The sequence below is a fragment of the uncultured Thiocystis sp. genome, from assembly GCF_903866365.1.
Lineage (GTDB): Bacteria > Pseudomonadota > Gammaproteobacteria > Chromatiales > Chromatiaceae > Chromatium.
The window spans coordinates 1-18,877 of sequence record NZ_CAIPNF010000229.1 but is presented as its reverse complement, the minus strand read 5'-3'; the positions used below and the strand labels follow the sequence as shown (position 1 = coordinate 18,877).

General features: G+C 65.0%; 21 protein-coding genes and 1 pseudogene. 7 read left to right on the top strand and 15 right to left on the bottom strand.

All coding sequences use genetic code 11. The features are described 5' to 3' along the window. Positions 1–58: 58 nt before the first annotated feature. The 8 genes from feoB to QZY07_RS12760 form a co-directional block, all read right to left on the bottom strand. The gene (gene feoB, locus QZY07_RS12795) at positions 59–2,398 is read right to left on the bottom strand and encodes a Fe(2+) transporter permease subunit FeoB (protein WP_295403191.1); all 2,340 of its coding nucleotides are present in this window, start codon (positions 2,396–2,398) and stop codon (positions 59–61) included. Beyond that, entirely contained in the window at positions 2,395–2,631 is a 237-nt protein-coding gene (locus QZY07_RS12790; RefSeq protein ID WP_295403188.1) for a FeoA family protein, read from the bottom strand. Before QZY07_RS12790 ends, feoB begins: the two co-directional genes overlap by 4 nt. Continuing rightward, on the bottom strand, positions 2,628–2,897 hold the full coding sequence (locus QZY07_RS12785) for a FeoA family protein (RefSeq protein ID WP_295403186.1): 270 nt from the start codon (positions 2,895–2,897) through the stop codon (positions 2,628–2,630). The genes QZY07_RS12790 and QZY07_RS12785 overlap by 4 nt, the downstream gene beginning before the upstream one ends. A gap of 287 nt (positions 2,898–3,184) precedes the next feature. After that, positions 3,185–3,883 (bottom strand): hypothetical protein, encoded by a 699-nt coding sequence (locus QZY07_RS12780; protein ID WP_295403184.1) that lies wholly within the window; start codon positions 3,881–3,883, stop codon positions 3,185–3,187. Beyond that, entirely contained in the window at positions 3,873–4,739 is an 867-nt protein-coding gene (locus QZY07_RS12775; RefSeq protein WP_295403181.1) for an NAD(P)-dependent oxidoreductase, read from the bottom strand. The genes QZY07_RS12780 and QZY07_RS12775 overlap by 11 nt, the downstream gene beginning before the upstream one ends. A gap of 90 nt (positions 4,740–4,829) precedes the next feature. Then, entirely contained in the window at positions 4,830–5,669 is an 840-nt protein-coding gene (gene aroE / locus QZY07_RS12770; protein WP_295403179.1) for a shikimate dehydrogenase, read from the bottom strand. A gap of 111 nt (positions 5,670–5,780) precedes the next feature. Next, positions 5,781–6,794 carry a porphobilinogen synthase gene (hemB, locus tag QZY07_RS12765; protein WP_295403176.1) on the bottom strand — a complete coding sequence of 338 codons (1,014 nt, stop codon included), beginning with the start codon at positions 6,792–6,794 and terminating at the stop codon, positions 5,781–5,783. 322 nt (positions 6,795–7,116) lie between these two features. Beyond that, positions 7,117–7,503 carry a hypothetical protein gene (locus QZY07_RS12760; protein ID WP_295403174.1) on the bottom strand — a complete coding sequence of 129 codons (387 nt, stop codon included), beginning with the start codon at positions 7,501–7,503 and terminating at the stop codon, positions 7,117–7,119. A 158-nt stretch (positions 7,504–7,661) separates the two neighbouring features. Between QZY07_RS12760 and QZY07_RS12755 the strand changes: the two genes are divergently transcribed. From QZY07_RS12755 to QZY07_RS12735, 5 genes are all read left to right on the top strand, one after another. Further along, positions 7,662–8,288, top strand: coding sequence for a carbonic anhydrase (locus QZY07_RS12755; RefSeq protein WP_363184167.1), 627 nt, complete (start codon positions 7,662–7,664; stop codon positions 8,286–8,288). Between the two features lie 112 nt (positions 8,289–8,400). Beyond that, entirely contained in the window at positions 8,401–9,024 is a 624-nt protein-coding gene (locus QZY07_RS12750; RefSeq protein ID WP_295403171.1) for an SCO family protein, read from the top strand. A 59-nt stretch (positions 9,025–9,083) separates the two neighbouring features. After that, positions 9,084–9,539 (top strand): copper chaperone PCu(A)C, encoded by a 456-nt coding sequence (locus QZY07_RS12745; protein ID WP_295403169.1) that lies wholly within the window; start codon positions 9,084–9,086, stop codon positions 9,537–9,539. Positions 9,540–9,759: 220 nt separating this feature from the next. After that, entirely contained in the window at positions 9,760–10,407 is a 648-nt protein-coding gene (locus QZY07_RS12740; RefSeq protein ID WP_295403168.1) for a c-type cytochrome, read from the top strand. Positions 10,408–10,515: 108 nt separating this feature from the next. Then, the gene (locus QZY07_RS12735; RefSeq protein ID WP_295403194.1) at positions 10,516–11,280 is read left to right on the top strand and encodes an endonuclease/exonuclease/phosphatase family protein; all 765 of its coding nucleotides are present in this window, start codon (positions 10,516–10,518) and stop codon (positions 11,278–11,280) included. Positions 11,281–11,367: 87 nt separating this feature from the next. Here QZY07_RS12735 and ftsX read toward each other — a convergent pair whose 3' ends face one another. From ftsX to QZY07_RS12700, 7 genes are all read right to left on the bottom strand, one after another. Further along, positions 11,368–12,333, bottom strand: coding sequence for a permease-like cell division protein FtsX (gene ftsX / locus QZY07_RS12730; RefSeq protein WP_295403166.1), 966 nt, complete (start codon positions 12,331–12,333; stop codon positions 11,368–11,370). Positions 12,334–12,336: 3 nt separating this feature from the next. Continuing rightward, on the bottom strand, positions 12,337–13,005 hold the full coding sequence (gene ftsE / locus QZY07_RS12725; protein WP_295403164.1) for a cell division ATP-binding protein FtsE: 669 nt from the start codon (positions 13,003–13,005) through the stop codon (positions 12,337–12,339). A gap of 12 nt (positions 13,006–13,017) precedes the next feature. Beyond that, positions 13,018–14,286 carry a signal recognition particle-docking protein FtsY gene (ftsY, locus tag QZY07_RS12720; protein ID WP_295403162.1) on the bottom strand — a complete coding sequence of 423 codons (1,269 nt, stop codon included), beginning with the start codon at positions 14,284–14,286 and terminating at the stop codon, positions 13,018–13,020. Positions 14,287–14,450: 164 nt separating this feature from the next. After that, complete coding sequence (locus tag QZY07_RS12715) at positions 14,451–14,954, bottom strand: MFS transporter (protein WP_295403160.1); 504 nt, start codon at positions 14,952–14,954, stop codon at positions 14,451–14,453. A 510-nt stretch (positions 14,955–15,464) separates the two neighbouring features. After that, positions 15,465–16,061 (bottom strand): hypothetical protein, encoded by a 597-nt coding sequence (locus QZY07_RS12710; protein ID WP_295403150.1) that lies wholly within the window; start codon positions 16,059–16,061, stop codon positions 15,465–15,467. 362 nt (positions 16,062–16,423) lie between these two features. Next, positions 16,424–17,065 carry a DUF1109 domain-containing protein gene (locus tag QZY07_RS12705; RefSeq protein WP_295403144.1) on the bottom strand — a complete coding sequence of 214 codons (642 nt, stop codon included), beginning with the start codon at positions 17,063–17,065 and terminating at the stop codon, positions 16,424–16,426. Beyond that, a complete protein-coding gene (locus QZY07_RS12700; protein WP_295403142.1) occupies positions 17,062–17,637 on the bottom strand; it encodes a sigma-70 family RNA polymerase sigma factor in 576 nt (191 codons plus the stop codon). Before QZY07_RS12700 ends, QZY07_RS12705 begins: the two co-directional genes overlap by 4 nt. 202 nt (positions 17,638–17,839) lie before the next feature. Here QZY07_RS12700 and QZY07_RS12695 point away from each other — a divergent pair, with 202 nt between their 5' ends. Further along, positions 17,840–18,598, top strand: a complete 759-nt coding sequence (locus QZY07_RS12695; RefSeq protein ID WP_295403140.1) for a molybdopterin-dependent oxidoreductase — start codon at positions 17,840–17,842, stop codon at positions 18,596–18,598. A 47-nt stretch (positions 18,599–18,645) separates the two neighbouring features. Continuing rightward, positions 18,646–18,877, top strand: a pseudogene (locus tag QZY07_RS12690) (ISKra4 family transposase); the annotation flags it as partial.

The following is an 18,877-nucleotide window of genomic DNA, read 5'->3' as shown; positions in this document are numbered from 1 at the left end:
CGCTGACTGTCGCGCAGATATTGCGAAAGCTCCGAGATGATCATCATGACATCCTCCTTCATGCAAGGTCGCGCGCGAGGGCGGGAACGGCAGGCGCGCGTCGCGCCCATCCGCGCATCCCGATGACCGTGGCGGTCAGAATCAGTAGCATCCCGGCGATCCAGGCCGCCGAGGTGGCCGGGTCGCGCGCGAAGATGGCCGTCTGATAGAAGACGGTCGCGGTCAGATAGCCCAGCCCGGTGGTCCAGGCGGCGGCGAAGAGCGCCCAACCCGCCGAGGTCTCGCGGGCGATAGCGGCGATGGCGGCCACGCAGGGCGCGTACAACAAAATGAACAGCAGATAGGCGAAGGCCCCGGCGGTGCCGTCGAAACGGGCGGCCATGGCGCCGAAGGTGGCGCTGGTGACGGCCTGTTCTTCGGCGGCCGTCTCCAGGTCGCCGACATCGCCGATGTTCAACCCCAGGGGATCGGCCCATCCGCCCAGCGCGTCGATCAGATTGACCGGGACGGTCGCGAGCGCCGCGCTCAGTCCACCGCTCAGGCTGTACGGCTCGGACTCTGTCTCGGCGTCATCGGGCGCGGTGCCGAGCGCCGAATAGGTCGCGTCCAGGGTGCCGACGACCGCCTCCTTGGCCAGGATGCCGGTGAAGATGCCGACGGTCGCCGGCCAGTTTTCCTCATCCAGTCCCATCGGCGAGAAGGCTGGGGCCAGGGTGCGGCCGATGGCGGCGAGCACCGAGCGTTCGCTGTCCTCGTTGCCGAAGCTGCCGTCCGTTCCGGTGGTGTTGAGCACATTGATGACCAAGACCATGGGCACGATGACCGAACCGGCGCGCACCACGAAGCCGCTGGTACGGTCCCAGGTGCGCAGCAGCACGCCTTTGATCGTCGGCAGATGATAAGGCGGTAGCTCCATCACGAAGGGCGTCGTCTGACCTTCGAGCAGGGTGCGCTTGAGGATGAAGCCGGTGAGCATGGCGGCGGCGATGCCGATCAGATAGAGCGCGAAGACGATGTTCTGACCGCCGACCGGGAAGAAGGCGGCGGCGAAGAGCGCATAGACCGGCAACCGCGCGCCGCAGGACATGAAGGGCGCCATCAGCACGGTGAGGATGCGGTCGCGCGGATTTTCCAGGGTGCGCGCGGCCATGATCGCCGGCACGTTGCAGCCGAAGCCCACCAGCAGCGGGACGAAGGACTTGCCGGGCAGTCCGACCGCGCGCATGAAACGGTCCATCACGAAGGCGGCACGCGCCATGTAACCCGAGTCTTCCAGCACCGACATGAAGAGATAGAGGAAGGCGATGATGGGGATAAAGGTCGCGACCACCTGGATGCCGCCGCCGATGCCGTCGGCCAGTCCGACGATCAGCCAGTCCGGCGTGCCGAGGGCCGCCAGCACGAAGGCCGTCCCGTCGACGAAGATGGTCCCGGCGGCTTGATCGAAGACATCGATGAAGGCGCCGCCGATGTTGATGGTGAACATGAACAGCAGATACATCACGACCAGAAAGATCGGGATGCCGAGCGCCCGGTTGAGCATGACCCGATCAACCCGGTCGGTCAGGTTGCGCGAGACCACGCCGGAGTGCGACACCGCCGCCTGGGTCGCGGCATGGGCGAAACCGTAGCGGGCATCGGCGAGCAGGATGTCGACATCCTCGGCGACTTCGCCTAGCAGCGCGCGGATCTCGTCCTGGCTAACTCGGTCGCCGACCAGGCTGCGGGCGAGATCGTCGCCTTCGAGCAGACGCGAGGCCAGCCAGCGCGGCGGATCGGATTGGGCGACGGCGATCGGCGTCAGACGCGGGAGCAGCGCCGCAATGGCGTCCTCCAGCACCTGACCATAGTGGATGCCGACGGGTTGCGCGGTCTCCTTGCCGCGAGCCGTGGCGGCCGTTTCCAGCAGGGTCTGACGCAGCTGGTCCAGACCCTTTCCGCTGGCGGCGACGATCGGCACTACCGGACAACCAAGCCGCGCGGAGAGCGCCGCGATCTCGATCCGCAGACCGCGCTCGGCGGCGGTGTCCATCATGTTGAGCGCCAGCACCAGCGGACGGCCCATCTCGATCAGTTGGGTGGTGAGATAGAGATTCCGCTCCAGACTGGTCGCGTCCAGGATGTTCAGGATCACATCCGCCTCGCGGGCGTGGACGAAATCGCGCGCGATCCGCTCGTCGAGCGATACCGACTGCTCCGAGACATCCAGGGAATAGGTGCCGGGCAGATCGACCAGATTGAAATCCGTCTCCGCAAAGCGATAGCGTCCGGTTTTGCGTTCGACCGTGACGCCCGGCCAGTTGCCGACCCGCTGCCGGGCGCCGGTCAGGGCATTGAAGAGCGTCGTCTTGCCGCAGTTGGGATTGCCGACGACGCCAATGGTGTAGGTCTGGTTCATCCGACTCGCTCCACTTCGAGGACCGACGCCTCGTCCCGGCGCAGGCTGAGTGACGTCCCGCGCACCCGCAGTTCGACCGGATCGCCCAGCGGGGCGACCCGCAGCACCTGAATCTCCACGCATGGGGTGAGACCCATGGACAGCAGCTTGCGTCGATAGGCCCCGCCGCCGGACTGAAACCCGAGCACCCGGCCGCAATCGCCGACCGCGAAATCGTTGAGGGTCATGTTCATGGCGCCACCGCCGTGACCAGGATTTTCGTCGCCATCCCGCCGCCGAGCGCGATCCGGGTCTCGCCGCGGGCGACCACCAGACCACCGCCCTGGCGCTGCACGATCCGTAGCTCAGCGCCCTGATTCAGACCCAGTTCGGTCAGACGCAGCATCAGACCCTTGCCACCCTGGAGCGACTGGATCCGGACTCGTTCGCCCTCGGTCGCCATTGTCAAAGGGTAGGGCTTGGCGCCGGCGGCGTCGGTTTGCGCGACTGGATCGTACATTGTGTCAGAGGCAAAACAAGGAGCCCGCCCTTTCGGACGGTCGTGGAGAAGGATGGCTTGGTTCATGGAGACCTCGTCCTGGCGAATCAGCGAACAAGAATGATTCGCATATTAGATAGAGGAATTCGTAAATGCAAACTCTTCTTATCTACTAACGGTGCGTTCGTCTTTTGACCGCGTGGCGCGGCTTTGCGAGACGCGAGGGTGAGGGCGACGCTCCCAGGGACATTCATTTCGTGACACCGCTCTGCGGTGTCACGAGAAGGAACCAGGCCCCCTGCCCACGCTCAGTGCCGCCGCATCCCCTCGGGGTCGAGCCGGGCGAGAAACATGCCGATCCGCTGACCGGGCGGCGCGACATCCAGACCGCGCGCGGCCAGTTCCTCCAGCAGGCGGGCGGACTGGTCGACGAGTTGTGCGATCTGTTCCGGGTCGAACAGCTCCAGCGCGGCCGCGACCTCGTCGAGCGGGGCGCCAAGCAGTGTCGACGCCAGTTCATCCGGCGCGATGGGTGATTGCGGATGCAGCAGATCCGCGACCAGTGGATGCTCCAGCAGACGAAAATGGATCAGACGCGCCGCTTCCTCGTCGGCCAGTTCCTGGCGCGCGAGCGGATCGGTCCCGGCGGACTTGCGGATCGCCCGCATGATGAGATCGATCAGTTTACGGAGCGCATCGCGTTCCCGCGCATGGTCTTCCGGCAGCCCGAAGGATTGTTCGTACTGACGCTCCAGCGATTCCTTGAGTTCGAGGATCCTCTCGCTGCCCGCGTCGGGCGGCAGTTCGACGGCCCGTTGCACCAGGGTCCGAAAGCGCTCCCGAAAGGCTTCCATCTCTTCATGGTCGGCCTGTTGGGCCGCCAGCAGATCCTCCGGCGACACCTCCTGGGGCGGCCAGGCGAACAGCGGGTTTTCGTGCCGGCGCCGCAGATGACGCTCGCGGCGGCCGGGTTTATGGGTGAAGGGGAGATCCATATCAGGAGGCACGCACGGTCAGGGCTTCGTAAATGGCGGAGTAATCCTGATCGGCCAGCCCCAGGGACTCGGCGCGCAGGCAACTCGACTCCATGGCGGCGATCAGGCCGGTGTCGAGACACGCCTCGTCGGCAACCCGCCGGAACAGCCGGACATCCTTGTGCAGATGCTTGAGCGGAAAGTTGGCGGCGCCGTAGTCGTGGCTCAGATACTTGTCGAGCTTCTTGTCGAAGGTCTTGGCGTAGAGCGCGCTCCCGCGCAATAGATTCATGAACGGTTCGACCGCGATGCCCTCGTGGCGCACCAGTCCGAGACTGAGCGCAAAGGTCGCGGTCAAGCCGGCGATCAGTTGATTCATGGCAAGCTTGAGCGCGGCGCCCTGTCCGATCTCGCCGATGCGTTGCGGGTCACGGCTCAGATCCTTGAGCACCGGCAGACAGCGCGCGAAGAGATCGGGATCGCCACCGGCCATGAGGATGAGCGCGCCCTCGCGCGCCTCCGGCAGACTGCCGAGCACGGGCGCTTCCAGATACTCGCCGCCCTGCGCCGCGACATGGGCGGCAATCGAGCGGCTCTCGCGCGGGGCGATGGTGCCCATCTGGACCAGAATGCGTCCCGCCAGCGCATCGACATCGCCGCCTTCGAAGAGGGTATTCAGGATGGCCTGCGCGTCGCTCAGGACCAGGATCGTCAGATCCGCGGCGGCGATGGCCTCGACGGCGGTCGGCACCAGATGCAGCCCTCGCTGACGGGCGGACTCGGCCCGCTCGGCGCCACGGTTCCAGCAAGTGACCTCGCGCCCCTGGCGTTTCAGCCGCAGCGCGATTTCCGAGCCCATCAGGCCCATTCCAAGGACAGCGGTCTTCATGCTCAGCTCCCGTAAAACCGCGTCTGTCGGCGATCCGCGCGGTGTTCGGCAAAGTCACCGGACAGCAGCGAACGTCGGCGTTGAGACGGTTTATCCGCGTAAAAGGTTGATGACAGACAGGGTTTCCGGCCTCACGCCCCGCCACAGCCAGAAGGCTTCCGCCGCCTGCTCGACCAGCATGCCAAGCCCGTCCAGCGCGCGTGCCGCGCCATGTGTCCAGCCCCAACGCTGGAAGGCGGTCGGGGTATCGCCATAGAGCATGTCATAAGTCCAGCCGCCTTGGTTCAGACAATCCTCGGGAATCGCTGGCAAGGCGTCGCTCAGACCCGCCGAGGTGGCATTGACGATCAGGTCGAACGACTCGCCTTCCAACGCCTCCAGACTGCGGCCCTCGACCGTGCCGCCCGCCCCGGGCGTCGCCGACGTGAATGACGCGCCGAGCGCGGCCAGCTCGATGGCCTTCGCGGCCGTCCGGTTGGCGATCAGCAGGCGCTCCGGCCCGGTCTCCAGCAAGGGCAGCAGCACTCCGCGCGCCGCGCCGCCGGCCCCCAGCAACAGCACCCGCGCGCCCTGGAAACGAAAGCCGTGGTTGTCGCCCAGATCCCGCACCAGCCCGACACCATCGGTGTTCTCCCCGCGCAGCCGACCATCGTCCAGCCGGATCAGGGTATTGACCGCGCCCGCCAGTTCGGCCCGCGGACTGCGTTCGTCCGCCAGCGCCCAGGCTTGCTCCTTGAAGGGCACGGTGACGTTGAGTCCGCGACCGCCCTCGGCGAAAAAGCGGCGCGCGTCGCCCGCGAAGTCGTTCAGATCGCCAAGGATTCGACCGTACTCCAGACGCTGCCCGGTCTGGCGCGCGAACTCCGCATGGATCAACGGCGATTTGCTGTGGGCGATGGGGTTGCCGATGACGGCGTAACGATCAGGCATGGTCAGTCCCGCGACCGTCGACAGTCGGTCGGCTCTCTTGACGGAAGAAGTCGACAACATGTCGACGACCCCAGATGCCGGCAACATGCCGGCGGTCCCAGGGCGGCGCCATTATTCGGCCAGCCACCGGGCTACGTCCTTGGCGTAGTAGGTCAGGATGCCGTCGGCACCCGCGCGCTTCATGGACAACAGCGCCTCCAGCACCACCGCCTTTTCGTTCAGCCAGCCGTTCATGCTCGCGGCCTTGAGCATGGCGTACTCGCCGCTGACCTGATAGACGAAGGTCGGCGCGCCGAACTGATCCTTGATGCGCCGCACGATGTCCAGATAAGGCAGGCCGGGCTTGATCATGACCATGTCGGCGCCTTCGGCGAGATCCAGCGCAACCTCGTGGATGGCCTCGTCCGAGTTGGCGGGGTCCATCTGATAGGTGTACTTGTTGCCGGCCCCCAGGTTGGCGGCCGATCCCACCGCATCGCGGAAGGGACCGTAATAGCTCGACGCATACTTGGCCGAATAGGCGAGGATGCGGGTGTGGATATAGCCGGCGGCTTCGAGCGCCGTGCGCACCGCGCCGATGCGCCCATCCATCATGTCCGAGGGGGCCACGATGTCGGCGCCCGCCTCGGCATGCGACAGCGCCTGGCGCACCAGCACCTCGACGGTCTCGTCGTTCATCACATAGCCGGCGTCGTCGATCAGTCCATCCTGACCGTGCGTGGTGAAAGGATCGAGCGCCACGTCGGTCATGATCCCAAGCTCCGGCACGGCGTTCTTCAGCGCCCGCACGGCGCGCTGGGCCAGCCCCTGCGGATTGAACGCCTCGCGCGCATCCAGCGACTTGGCCGACAGCGGCGTGACCGGAAAGAGCGCCATCGCCGGAATCCCCAGGCGATGCGCCTCGCGCGCGTCCTCGACCAGCAGATCGATGCTCAGACGCTCGACGCCCGGCATGGAGGCGACCGGTTCGCGCTGCCCCGACCCTTCCAGGACGAAGACCGGATAGATCAGGTCATCGGGGGTCAGCGTGTTTTCGCGCATCAGGCGGCGCGAAAAGTCATCGCGGCGCATCCGCCGCAGACGGGTCACGGGGAAGGCGGCGCGAGGAGTGTCGAGATCGTGCATGGGAAGTGGCCTCGGGTATCAGGGGGTGAATTGCGGATCCGGCGCGCCCGGAACCATCCCGGGGCTTCAGGCCGGATACCATAGCTCAGGAACCGCGATGGCTCCAGTCGAACCGTACCTTCGGGCAACGCCTCGACCGGCAGGGAGTCCACCGCCGTCGATCCCGATGAAGCGGCGAGCCGTTGGCGACATCAAGATGAGCGCCAACGGCGCGATTGACTGCCGAAGACAGTCTCCACGGTGGCCTTGCGCTTGGCGTAGCGGGCCTTGCCTTCGCGCGTGCGCAGCCGATGCGCAGTGGCCTCGGCCGGCGTCGGCTGGCCTAGGGAGCCGCTCGGCCAACGGCGGGTGTGGTGCAGGCGTGCGTCGGGGATGTCGGGAGCGATGCCGGCGGCCGCGCAGCGCTCGAGGTTTTCTTGACGGTGATCGCCGGTGTCGGCCAGCAGCGCGCCGAGCGCCTCGGGCAGGGCGTCGAGACTGACGGTGCCGAGCCGGTGGCATCGCCGTAGAACATCAGCGCCACCAGCATTGCCGGGTGGTAGGGCCGCGAGCCGGTGCCGGCGTAAGCCGCTACCAGCCGACTCAGATCGAGCCGATCGACGATCTCCACCACGAACCGCGCCAGATGCTCTTCGGGCAGGTACTCCTGCACTGAAGCCGGGAACAGGTCCGGCGTCTCCCGATCCAACGTGACGAAGTTCACGGCCATGCTGCATACTCTTGTCTATGCGAACCCGGCCCTATTGTACCCGAAGGCTGGGCCGATCAGTCCGACAGGCTCCTAGACAGCGTCGACAGCGTTTAGGCGTAAGATCGGCGCTGCAAAACAACCGCTTTAACGGCATTCGACGAGGCTCAATGAACAAGATCGTTTCAGCGCGCGAGGCGCTCGCCCGTTTGCGCGAGGGCAACCTCCGCTTCGCCAACAATGTCCGCAACTCCCTTCAATTGCTGAGCCACCGGCAACGCGCCGAACTCGCGGCGCAACAGGCGCCGTGCGCGATTATCATTGGCTGCTCGGATTCGCGGGTACCGGCCGAGATCGTGTTCGATCAGGGGCTGGGCGATCTGTTCGTGATTCGGGTCGCCGGCAATATCGTGGCGCCGTCTCAGGTCGGCAGCGTGGAATTTGCCGTCTCCCGCTATCACACCCGACTGGTGGTCGTCCTGGGCCATTCGCGTTGCGGCGCCGTGACGGCGACGATCGAAACCTTGCTGGATGGCAATGACAGCGCATCGCGCAATATCGCCTCGATCGTCGACCGGGTAAAGCCCTCGGTGGAAGGGTTCCTGGACACGGAACTGCGACATGACCGCGAGGCATTGCATCGGGCGGCGGTGCGCGCGAATGTGCGGGCCTCGGTCAATCATCTGCGTCACGGATCGGCGATCATCGAGTCGCTCATCGCGCATGAAGGACTGCGGGTGGTGGGGGCCGAATATGCCCTGGAGACAGGCTTGGTAGACTTTTTCGAGGGGATATCCGAGGATTGACGTCGTCGTCGATCCTCCAGGGCGATTCCTGATCCGCCCGAGCCCCGCGCAAAACAGGTGACGGGCAGAGATCCCGTGCGGTTTTTTACGTCATGCCAAGGACTTCGTCTTCATGTCACGCACTGCATTGATCGTCGCGATTCTGGTCCTGACCGGGCTTCTGGTCTGGCTCATCGCGTGGGAGCCGTCGGAGAAACCAGGCAAGGTCTCGAACCCTGGACACTTGCCGCTGGAGCTGGCCGCGCCACCCGCGGGGGGCGATTTCATCCTCGACGCGGCGACCGGCCCGGTGGATCTGGCGAACCTGCGGGGTCAGGTCGTGCTGGTCTATTTCGGTTACACCTGGTGTCCGGACATCTGTCCGACCAATCTGGCCTTCATCGCCATGGCTCTGAGAGAGCTGACGCCCGCGGAACTCGCGCGGGTGCGGGTACTGTTCGTGAGCGTCGACCCCGAGCGCGACGATGTGTCCCGGCTCGCTGGGTATGCCGCTCATTTCCATCCCAATATTCTGGGCGTGACGGGCACCGCCGAACAGGTTGCACAAGCCGCGAGTCTCTATGGCGCGGCCTATCGCAAAACAGACCAGAGCGATTCCGCCATGGGATATCTGATCGATCATTCGGCCTATACCTATGTGCTCGATCCCTCGGGCCATCTGGCGCGCACGCTCGAACACGCGACCGCCCCTACCGAGATCCTGGCGGCGATCCGCAGCCTGCTCGTCACTGACTAAACCCCGTCCGGGCTCGTTCCTGGCCCGCAGTTTCATCCCTAGATCCGGAGATCCAACGCATGACTCGACAATCCGCCCGTCTCGCCATCGGCCTCCTGGCCGTCTGGTCTCTTGGGGTTCAGGCCGCGGAGATCGCGGTCGGCGATCCCTACGCCCGCGCCGTCCCGCCGGGACAACCGAATAGCGCGGTGTTCATGTCGCTCGACAATCGGTCGCCCGACGATCGCGCCCTGGTCGGCGCCGAGAGCCCGGTCGCCGAGGTTGTGGAACTGCACACGCATCTCCAGGAGGGCGGAATGATGCGAATGCGCCGCGTCGAGCGGATCGAATTGCCGGCGGGCGAGCGCGTCGTGCTCCAGCCCGGCGGGCTGCATGTGATGCTGATCGGCCTGAAACAGAACCTGGAGCCCGGCGCCTCGGTCGATCTAACGCTCAGGTACGACGACGGCGGAACCGACAGGATTCAGGCCCCGGTGCGACGCATCGAGACGCCGCCAATGCCCCATCGACAGTGACCGAGTGCGACATGGGCCGCGTCGTCGGGATATTTTCAAATCTGGGCCTGTCTATGACACCGTCGAAGGCTGGCGATCCGTCTCCTGACGGGGCGTTTCAGGTTTGACTGATATGCCAAATATCTGATATACATCGCCGGTTTTTCACACAATTAAACCCACAGGCCGTTCGTCGACGCAGATGACGCGGCCGCGAACACGAACAGATTGGGCACTTGCGATGATGAAAACTTGGCTGATGACGGTTTCGGTAGCTGCGGTTCTGGCGACTGGCGCGATACAGGCATCCGAGGGGCATGCTCCAGCGGCGACCAAGCCGGTCGCGGACATCAAGGCGGGCGAGGCAAAGGCGAATGGCATCTGCATGGCCTGTCATGGCCCGCAGGGCAATAGCGTCGTCCCAATCTGGCCCAAGCTAGCCGGCCAGCATCCGGAGTACATCCAGAAGCAACTCACCAACTTCAAGGCGGGCGAGCGGTATAACGTCCAGATGACGCCAATGGCCATGCCGTTGACGGAGCAGGAAGTGATCGACGTGGCGGCCTATTTCGCCAGTCAGACCCAGACGGGCGGTGCCGCCGATCCAGAACTGGCCAAGTTGGGCGAATCGCTCTACCGGGCGGGGAATCCGACCAGCGGCGTGCCCGCGTGCAGCGGTTGCCATGGTCCGGCCGGAATGGGTCAGGGGCTGTCGAAATTTCCCCGTCTCGCCGGCCAGCATGCCGATTACGTCAAACAGACGCTGGGCTATTTCCAGAAGCAGGAGCGGGCGAACGATCCCAACGGGATGATGCGCGGTGTCGCCGCCCGCATGACCGGGCAGGAGATTGCCGCGGTTTCCCAATACATCCAGGGCTTGAAGAACTAATCAGTGCATTTGGACCACATGCAAAGGCAGGCATTGACTGCCTTTGCATGCCAACCCTCTCCCTCCAGAGTCAACGTGTCCGAATCGGAAGCCGCTCGAACCCTCGCCATCCGGCAATTGAATCTGCTGAGTTATAACGTGCAGGCGGGGATTCACTCCCGTCAGTACAGCGACTATCTCACGAACAGTTGGAAGCACGTCCTGCCGCATCCGGAGCGGCTGGTCAATCTGACCCGCATCGCCCAACTCCTGCATCAGTTCGACCTTGTCGGGCTCCAGGAAGTCGACGCGGGCAGTTTGCGCAGCGCCTTCATCGACCAGATTCAATACCTCGCCCGGCATGGCGCCTTTCCGCACTGGTATTGTCAGATCAACCGCAACCTGGGGCCCTTTGCCCAGCACAGTAACGGGATCCTCAGCCGGCTGCGTCCCCGTCGAATCACCGAACACCGGCTTCCCGGCCTCCCAGGTCGAGGCGCGGTGGTCGCGGAATTTCCGCTCTCGGACGGCTCCGATCTAGCGGTTGCCATCCTTCATCTCGCGCTTGGCTGGAAGGCGCGCCGCCGGCAACTGGCCTATCTGGAGACGCTCGCCATCGAGCACCCCTATCTCGTGCTGATGGGCGACTTCAATTGCGGCTGCGCGTCCAAGGGGCTACGCGCCATGGTGCAGCAAACGGGGATGCGGGGACTCGACTGCGAGCTGAAGACCTTTCCGAGCTGGCGTCCGCGCCATAATCTGGATCATATCCTGGTCTCCCAGCCACTCAAGGTCGTCTCCGCGCGGGTCATCGACTACGCGCTCTCCGATCATCTTCCGCTCAGCGCGATCATCGAGCTACCCGAGGGTCTTCGGTTCGCCGATCCGCTATAACCGCTTCTGCAGTGACGCTCATCGTGTGCAGCGGGCTCCGGTGCGCCCCCATCCGCGTATTCCGGCGTTGGCGACCTGGCATGACGTTCAACCTGGCTCCGCCCCACGCAGATGGCGATTGACGGCAATCCAGCTTCCAACCAGTCCCAGCAAAACACTCCCCATCAGAATGATGCCCATGGCCGAGAGGCCAAGGCCGGACAATGGAAATTCGCTCCGGTACAGACTCGCCAGGCGCGAGACCGGTCCCTGCAGCAGCAGGATTGCCAGCGTCACCAGCAGCCAGGCGGTCAGGCCGCCCAATAGGCCATACCAGGCACCGGCATAGAGAAAGGGACGGCGGATGAAGGCCGCGGTGGCACCCACGAGTTCCATGATCTCGATCTCGATGCGGCGGTTGAGGATTTCGAGCCGAATGGTATTGCCGACGATCAGCAGGACGCCCATTCCCAACAGTCCGCCGAGCAGCAGCACCCCGGTCTGGATCAGATCCAGGATGGCCTGAAACCGTTGCAGCCAGAGCGTATCCATGCGGGCGAAGTCGACCTCGGGGAGTTCCAGCAATTTGGTTTGCAGGGTCTCCAGTTGCGCGGGCGGGGAGTGCTCGGTACGCGGATAGATGGCCAGCACCACCGGCAGGGGATTGTTCTTGAGTTGCTCCAGCGCCTCCTCGAATCCGCCCAGTGCGCGAAACTCGTCCAGCGCCTTTTCGCGAGTGATCATCTGTACCTGGGCGATCTCGGGCCAGCCACGCAGATCGGCGGCGACGCGGTTGGCGTCGCCATCATTGGTCTCGTATTGCAGAAAGAGCGAGATCGCCGCGGTCTGATCCCAGCCGCCGGCCATGGTGCGTAGGTTATCCGCCAGCACATAGAGCGCGGCGGGCAGGGCGAGCGAGATGCCAATGACCGCCACGGTCATTCCGGTGGGCAGTGGGGTCTCCAGGAGTCGGCGCAGGGTGGCCATCGCGCTCTGCAGATGTTGACCGAGCCAGATCCCCGGCAGATCGAGGAGACGGGGTCCGCGCCGTCGCCGGGAGCGTTGTTTTGCCATGCGTTACCAACGCCCCGTGTCGTTCAGCAGGCGTCCGTCGTCTAGTGTGAAAGTCCGGTGTTGCATACTGTTGACGAGCGCAAGATCGTGAGTCGCAATCAGCAGGGTGACGCCGACATATTGAAAACGTTCGAAAAGTTCGAAAATTTCGCGCGACAGATCCGGGTCCAGGTTGCCGGTTGGCTCATCGGCCAGCAGAACCGGCGGGCGTCCGACGATCGCGCGCGCGATGCCCACCCGCTGCTGCTCGCCGCCCGAGAGCGCGACCGGGGTAGCGCGTTCGCGCTTGAGCAGTCCAACTTGATCGAGCGCGGCGCGCACACGTCGGCCCACTTCCTTTTGTCCCAGACCCGTGACCACCAGCGGCAGGGCGACATTGTCGAAGATGCTGCGGTCGGGCAGCAGCCGGTGATCCTGAAAAATCATCCCGACCTGACGCCGGTGATAGGGGATCTGGCGGCGCGGCAGGGTCGCCAGATTGCGCCCGTTGACGAGAATCTGACCGCGGGTGGGGCGTTCCAGCAAACCGATCAGACGCAGCAGGGTGCTCTTGCCCGCGCCCGAGTGACCGGTCAGAAAGGCCATCTCGCCGACCTTCATCTCGAAACTGATGTTGGTCAGCGCCTCGCCGCGTTCCGGGTAGCGCTTGAAAACGTGTTCAAAACGGATCACGCGCGAGCGCTCCTAGCCGAAGAGGGCATCGAGAAATTCATCGGCGTCGAAGGGTCGCAGATCGTCGATGGACTCGCCCACCCCGATAAAGCGGATGGGGAGCTTCAGCCGGTCGGCGATCGCGAACAGAATGCCGCCCTTGGCGGTGCCGTCGAGCTTGGTGAGCGTCATCCCGGTCAATCCGACCGCCCGGTGGAAATGCTCGGCCTGATTCAGCGCGTTCTGCCCCGTGGTGGCGTCGACCACCAGCATCACCTCGTGGGGCGCGTCGGGGTCGATCTTCTTGAGCACGCGCGCCACTTTGGTCAGCTCGTCCATCAGGTTGGTCTTGGTATGCAGCCGCCCGGCGGTATCGGCGATCAGGACATCGGCCCCGCGCGCGGTTGCCGCCTGCAGGGCGTCGAAGATCACGGAGGCCGAGTCCGCGCCGCTCTGCTGGGCGATGACCGGGATCCGGTTGCGCTCGCCCCAGGTCTCCAGTTGCTCGACGGCGGCGGCGCGGAAGGTATCGCCGGCGGCCAGCATGACGCTGTTGCCCTCCGCCTGGAGACGCTTGGCGAGTTTGCCGATGGTGGTGGTCTTGCCGGCGCCATTGACGCCGACCATCAGAATCACCTGCGGCTTGCCCGGCGCCGGCTGACGTACCGGACCGTCGGCGGCCTGCAGCAGTTCGCGCAGATCGCGCTTGAGTGCCTGCAGGAGTGCCGGCGGATCGGCAAGCGTCTTGCGTTTCACCCGCTCGGTCAGGTCCGCGATGATACGCGCCGTGGCCTCCACCCCGACATCGGCGGTGATCAGGAGCGTTTCGAGTTCCTCCATCAACTCGTCGTCGATGCGCTTGCGGCCGAGAAAGAGCGTGCCGAGACCGTCGCCAAGGTGGGCGCGGGTGCGGGAGAGTCGCTCGCGCAGACGGGAGAAAACGCCACGCTTTGGCTCGGCCATCTCCTCTGGCGCGGCTCCCGGAACCGGTGCGATGTCCCGGGCAACCTTGACCGGTTTGGGCGGCGGTTGCATTGGCAGGGGCGCGATCGGCTGGTCGAGCGACTCAGGCGCGGCTGGCTCGACCGGCGGGGCGCGACCCGGTGCAGCCTCAGGCGGCGATTTTACCGACTTGAACAGCTTGCCGAACCAGGGTTTTTTGGTCGATTCGCCCGGATCCGCAGGGGTTTCGCTCGCCGTCGGCTCGGCCTGGGGCGCCGGTTCCGGGAGCGTGATCGGCTCGTCCGCGGGAGCCTGCCCGGACAGGTCGGGAGTCTTGTGCTTTTTTCCGAAACCAAACATAAGGGCTTGCTTTCACGGGTTGACGTTCAGAAGCAGGCGACCAGTGGCCACCCGTCGCATCCGTCAATGCTACCAGATCTTGATGCCTCCCTCCGGTTAGCCGTGAAAGATGCACTGCGCGGGAGACAAACCAGACCGTGACCGCCAGGCGGCCTGAAAAACACTCAAAGTTGGCGCGGGTTACTCCGCCACCTCGGCCAACTCTCCCGCCACGAGAGCCAATGCACGATCAGGCCACCGACCGTGGGTTCCAGCAACGGCCCGATCAAGGCCGGGATGATGACGAAGTTCATCACCATCAGCAGTTCCGCTTTGAGGAAGGTGCGCAGGATCGCGAGCCGGCCCACCGGCATCATCATCGCCGCGCCGATGCCCTGCAGGATGCGCGCAGCGACCAGCATCGGCACGTTGGCGGCCAGGCCGCATAGGATCGAGGCGACGGTAAAAATCGCCACCGCGCTCATGAACACGCGGCGGGTGCCAAAGCGATCCGCCATCCAACCGCTCACGGGGATGCAGACCGCCAGGCTGAGGATGTAGCTGGTCACCACGGCCTTCAGGCTCAGCGGCGTCGCAGCCAGGCTCGCCGCCATCGCGGGCACCGCCGTATTGACGATGGTGGAGTCCAGTTGCTCCATGAACAGCGCCGCCGCGACGACCCAGGGCAAGTAGGTCTTGACAGTGGAGCTATGCATCCGGCCTTGCCGCCGATGTCCGCACGCCGAAGGCTTCGCCGTCTGCGAACGGCAGACATCCCTGCCGCAAGATCGGATTCGTGCCAGTCAAGATCCACGGCGCGGGCCGTCGCCAGCGGCTCGCGTTGCGGGATGCAAGCAACACCCCGCCTCCTCCGTCCGGCATGCTAGCCGCGTCCATTTGCCACCGTGCGGCCCGCCACTGGAGGGTTGTGTCCGTTTGCGGGTTCCTCGCCCGAAAGCCCCGTGCCCGGCCGACGGGGCATGCTGTCCCTGGTGTTTTGGTCGTTGGGTGTCTTGGTTCAAGGATGTGCTGCTCTGCCCGAGCCCGAGCGGGATGTGGCGTGTTCCGTCGCCAACTTCTGGAACGTCCGAACAGTCTGGAAGGCGGACGTGTCGACGGTGCGAGGAGGAGTGGCGCAACAGGCCATCGGCGCAGCGGCGCCGGGATGGGCACTGGGCGAGCGCCCAGTGCCCGAACGGTCAGGCGTGACTCGTCTCCGGGACGGGAATCGCACGGCGTTGGTGTTTGATCAAGAGCAGGACGCTCACGGCCAGAGCCATCATGCCGAAGGTACTCAGGGCGATCAGCAGGGCGTTATCGTCGAGGAAGGCAATGACAACGCCGCTGACGATGAGAAAAAAGCCGAACACCGCCATTTTCCAATCCAGATAGATGCCGGCCAGCAGGCTCGTCAGTCCGACCAGATAGATGATGACGAAGCCATCCGTCTCGGCCTGCAGCAGGTGCTGGACATCCTGCATGAACAACAGGTGGATCACCAGCAAGAGCGCGCACCAATGCAGAACCTGCTGGATGACGAACTGGATCCGCGTGCGTCGAGTGTCGCCCGCGTGCTGGCCCCAGCCGCTGAAGGCGGAGACCAGACCGATGAGGGGAATGAACAGATTCCAACTCGGCTTGGCGGAGACGGGGTCGTGGTCGGTCAGCGAGATCAGCAGGATAGCGATCGCGTAGAGGACGAGATAGGACAGACTGACCAGCATGAGCATCCCGAAACCTGTCTTGTGCGCCACTGGGAAGGACGCGGTGTCGGGGTTGGCGATGGTTTTTGACATGATGATTGACTCCCGTTCATTGAGGACTTGAATCTGGCGCGATGGCTTGGCCATGGCGTGCTCGGAACCTGATGGTCAGTCTACACCTCAATCGTTCGACGCGCGGGGCGAGCGATCCTGGTAATAGATAACCAGCAACTTGCTTGCCATGACTTTTCCGCTGGGCGGAATCTCCATCGTTGCGTCGATCCACGCCAGCGAGCGCTCGCCGGGTCGGTTTGCGGTTGGTGGATAGTGCACGGGGACTGGTTGTTATCAACCGTCTCTCGTCACGCATTGCCAGGATTCGCCCACCCGACTCCCGGCTTTCTTTCGGCATGGCAATACCGGCTGAGTGGCGGTGGCAAGGTCCGGTGCCTCGCCTACCAGCGCAACAGACGCGGCCCGAGCAGGCCGCCGATCAGGGCGGGAATCAGCATGCCGAGCAGATACCAGGTGCCGAGAAAGGGCGCCGCGAGCTCCGGGCAATGCAGACAATAGACCAGCGCGCCAAGACTGCCGGCCAGCAGGCCCGCCGCCGCGCCGCTCAACGGCAGTTGGGTCGGCGCCAGTCCGCGCATCGCCCAGAACAGGGCGACGAACGCCGGCACCGAGAGCAGCGCAATGAGCCAGGGACAGGACGTCCAGGTCGTCCCGAAAACGCTGCCGGGGCGCTCCGCCGGCGCGGCCCCGGCCAGCACGAAGGCACCAAGGATCCAGATCGCCAGCGCCGGCGCCGCCAGCGCCGCGGGCACCCAGGCGAGGCCCATGCCGGGGCGCGACAGGCGCATGGCGGCGAGCAGGCTGGCCCAGGCCAGACCGGCGACGAAGGCGAGCTTGATCCAGAACATGGGCCGACGGACCGCCTCGGCCAGATCGGGGCGCAACCCGAGCAGGATCAGCATCAGCGCGCCCGCGCCAAGCAGGCCCACGCCGACCGCGACGGCATGTCGGCGGCCCACCGGGTGTGGTTCGACGGGTTCCACGCCGGTTGCCAACAGCAGAACCAGCTCATCGGTCTTCATCTCTCGCCTCCGATCAGTGCGGCCAGGGCCTTGAGTCCGCGGTGTACACCGACTTTGATGGCCGACTCGGACATGCCCGTGGCGATCGCGGCCTCCGCCACGGACAGGCCCTCCAGCTTGGTGCGGACGATGGGCAGGCGCTGGCGGTCGGGCAGTTGAGCCAGCAGCTTGTGCAGATCGCCGCGCGCCTCGGCGGCCTCGCCATCGGCCGTGGAAAAAAGTTCCGCCGCGTTGTCCGGCACCGTATCGAGCGGGTCCGTGAGACGCTCCCTGCCCGCCCGCCGACGCAGCAGGTCGACCAGCTTGTACTTGGCAATCGCATGCACCCAGGCCGTCAGCGGCTGGCCGGCGTCGTAGGTCTGCCGCTGGTTGTGAATGGCCAGCAGGGCTTCCTGCACGAGATCCTCCACCTCATCGGGCCAAGCGCCTAGGCGCCGCCTGAAATAGGCGCGCAGATGCGCGCTCAAGGCTTTCAGGAAGCCGTGGTAGGCCACGGCGTCACCGTCGCGTCCGCGCAGCAGCGATTGCCGCAGACGCTCCTCGTTGGAGTCGGATTGCGCCTGTTCAGTCATTCGTTGAAGCGCTGCCTTTCGTTACAGAACCGTCATTGAAGTCCGCTGCTGCGCGAGCTGCTGGGCGGTTACGAGACGGCGCGCCACATCCATTTCTTCGCCATGGCGGGACTGGTCGGCTTCACGGCGGTGCACCTGGCGATGGCGATGCTGGTGCCGCGCACAGTACTGACCATGATTCGTGGCCGCTAAGGAGATCCCGATGCGCAACCCCATTCGACATCCCGATCAGGCTGCTGTCGTCAAGGAAGCGTTCGGCCGCATCGACTCCCCGGCACGACGCCGCTTCCTGATGGGCTCGCTGACCCTTGGCGGTCTGTCCCTACTGACCGGCTGCGACGTCACCGACAGCAAGGGCGCGGAGACGGCGCTGGAGCGGATCTCGCGGTTCAACGACCAGGCCCAGGCCTGGCTCCGGCTGGCGCCGACCTATCCCGACTCCATGATCACGCGGCCCTTCCCCTTCAACGCCTTTTACGCCGAGGACCAGGTGCCGCGGGTGGATGCGGACAGTTTCCGGCTGGAGGTCAGCGGACTGGTCGCCGACCGGCACGCCTGGACGCTGGCGGAACTGCGTGCGTTGCCGCAGACCGATCAGGTCACGCGCCACATCTGCGTAGAGGGCTGGAGCGCCATCGGCAAATGGGGCGGCGTGCCCTTCGCCCGGTTCCTCAAGCGCATCGGCGCCGACCTGAGCGCCAGATACATCGGCTTCCAGTGCAGCGATGACTACTACACCAGCATCGACATGCCCACGGCCCTGCATCCGCAGACCCTGCTGGCCCTGACCTACGACGGCGAGACCCTGCCGGCCCGCTACGGCTTTCCCATGAAGCTGCGGATGCCGACCAAGCTCGGCTACAAAAATCCCAAACACATCCAGGCGATCTTCGTCACCAACACCTACCCCGGCGGTTACTGGGAAGACCAGGGGTACAACGGGTGCGATCCAAACTGTTGAGGTAGCTTAAAATCCAGCAACGCCGTCTACACCCCCGAGGCCCCCCCATGAGCACTGTGCTGCCCCCCAACGATGAGCGACTGCTGGCCCGCCTGAACCAACATCCGCAGTTGCGTGCACGCATTGAGCGACTGGTTGACCTCGTGGAGGATGCGGGTGACGACCTGCGCAAAGCGGACGAGGCGGAGCGCCGCGTGATTGAGGAGGTGCGGCGACTCGGCCAAGAGGTGCTGGAAGACTGGGCCGACGGGCAGGTCACGAAACGGGCGGACGAATTGG

Excerpts from the sequence above, each read along its gene's own strand:
- feoB (WP_295403191.1), bottom strand. The coding sequence starts at position 2,398 with ATGAACCAGACCTACACCATTGGCGTCGTCGGCAATCCCAACTGCGGC.
- QZY07_RS12790 (WP_295403188.1), bottom strand. The coding sequence starts at position 2,631 with ATGAACATGACCCTCAACGATTTCGCGGTCGGCGATTGCGGCCGGGTG.
- QZY07_RS12785 (WP_295403186.1), bottom strand. The coding sequence starts at position 2,897 with ATGTACGATCCAGTCGCGCAAACCGACGCCGCCGGCGCCAAGCCCTAC.
- QZY07_RS12775 (WP_295403181.1), bottom strand. The coding sequence starts at position 4,739 with ATGAAGACCGCTGTCCTTGGAATGGGCCTGATGGGCTCGGAAATCGCG.
- aroE (WP_295403179.1), bottom strand. The coding sequence starts at position 5,669 with ATGCCTGATCGTTACGCCGTCATCGGCAACCCCATCGCCCACAGCAAA.
- hemB (WP_295403176.1), bottom strand. The coding sequence starts at position 6,794 with ATGCACGATCTCGACACTCCTCGCGCCGCCTTCCCCGTGACCCGTCTG.
- QZY07_RS12760 (WP_295403174.1), bottom strand. The coding sequence starts at position 7,503 with ATGGCCGTGAACTTCGTCACGTTGGATCGGGAGACGCCGGACCTGTTC.
- QZY07_RS12750 (WP_295403171.1), top strand. The coding sequence starts at position 8,401 with ATGTCACGCACTGCATTGATCGTCGCGATTCTGGTCCTGACCGGGCTT.
- QZY07_RS12745 (WP_295403169.1), top strand. The coding sequence starts at position 9,084 with ATGACTCGACAATCCGCCCGTCTCGCCATCGGCCTCCTGGCCGTCTGG.
- QZY07_RS12740 (WP_295403168.1), top strand. The coding sequence starts at position 9,760 with ATGATGAAAACTTGGCTGATGACGGTTTCGGTAGCTGCGGTTCTGGCG.
- ftsX (WP_295403166.1), bottom strand. The coding sequence starts at position 12,333 with ATGGCAAAACAACGCTCCCGGCGACGGCGCGGACCCCGTCTCCTCGAT.
- ftsY (WP_295403162.1), bottom strand. The coding sequence starts at position 14,286 with ATGTTTGGTTTCGGAAAAAAGCACAAGACTCCCGACCTGTCCGGGCAG.
- QZY07_RS12710 (WP_295403150.1), bottom strand. The coding sequence starts at position 16,061 with ATGTCAAAAACCATCGCCAACCCCGACACCGCGTCCTTCCCAGTGGCG.
- QZY07_RS12705 (WP_295403144.1), bottom strand. The coding sequence starts at position 17,065 with ATGAAGACCGATGAGCTGGTTCTGCTGTTGGCAACCGGCGTGGAACCC.
- QZY07_RS12700 (WP_295403142.1), bottom strand. The coding sequence starts at position 17,637 with ATGACTGAACAGGCGCAATCCGACTCCAACGAGGAGCGTCTGCGGCAA.
- QZY07_RS12695 (WP_295403140.1), top strand. The coding sequence starts at position 17,840 with ATGCGCAACCCCATTCGACATCCCGATCAGGCTGCTGTCGTCAAGGAA.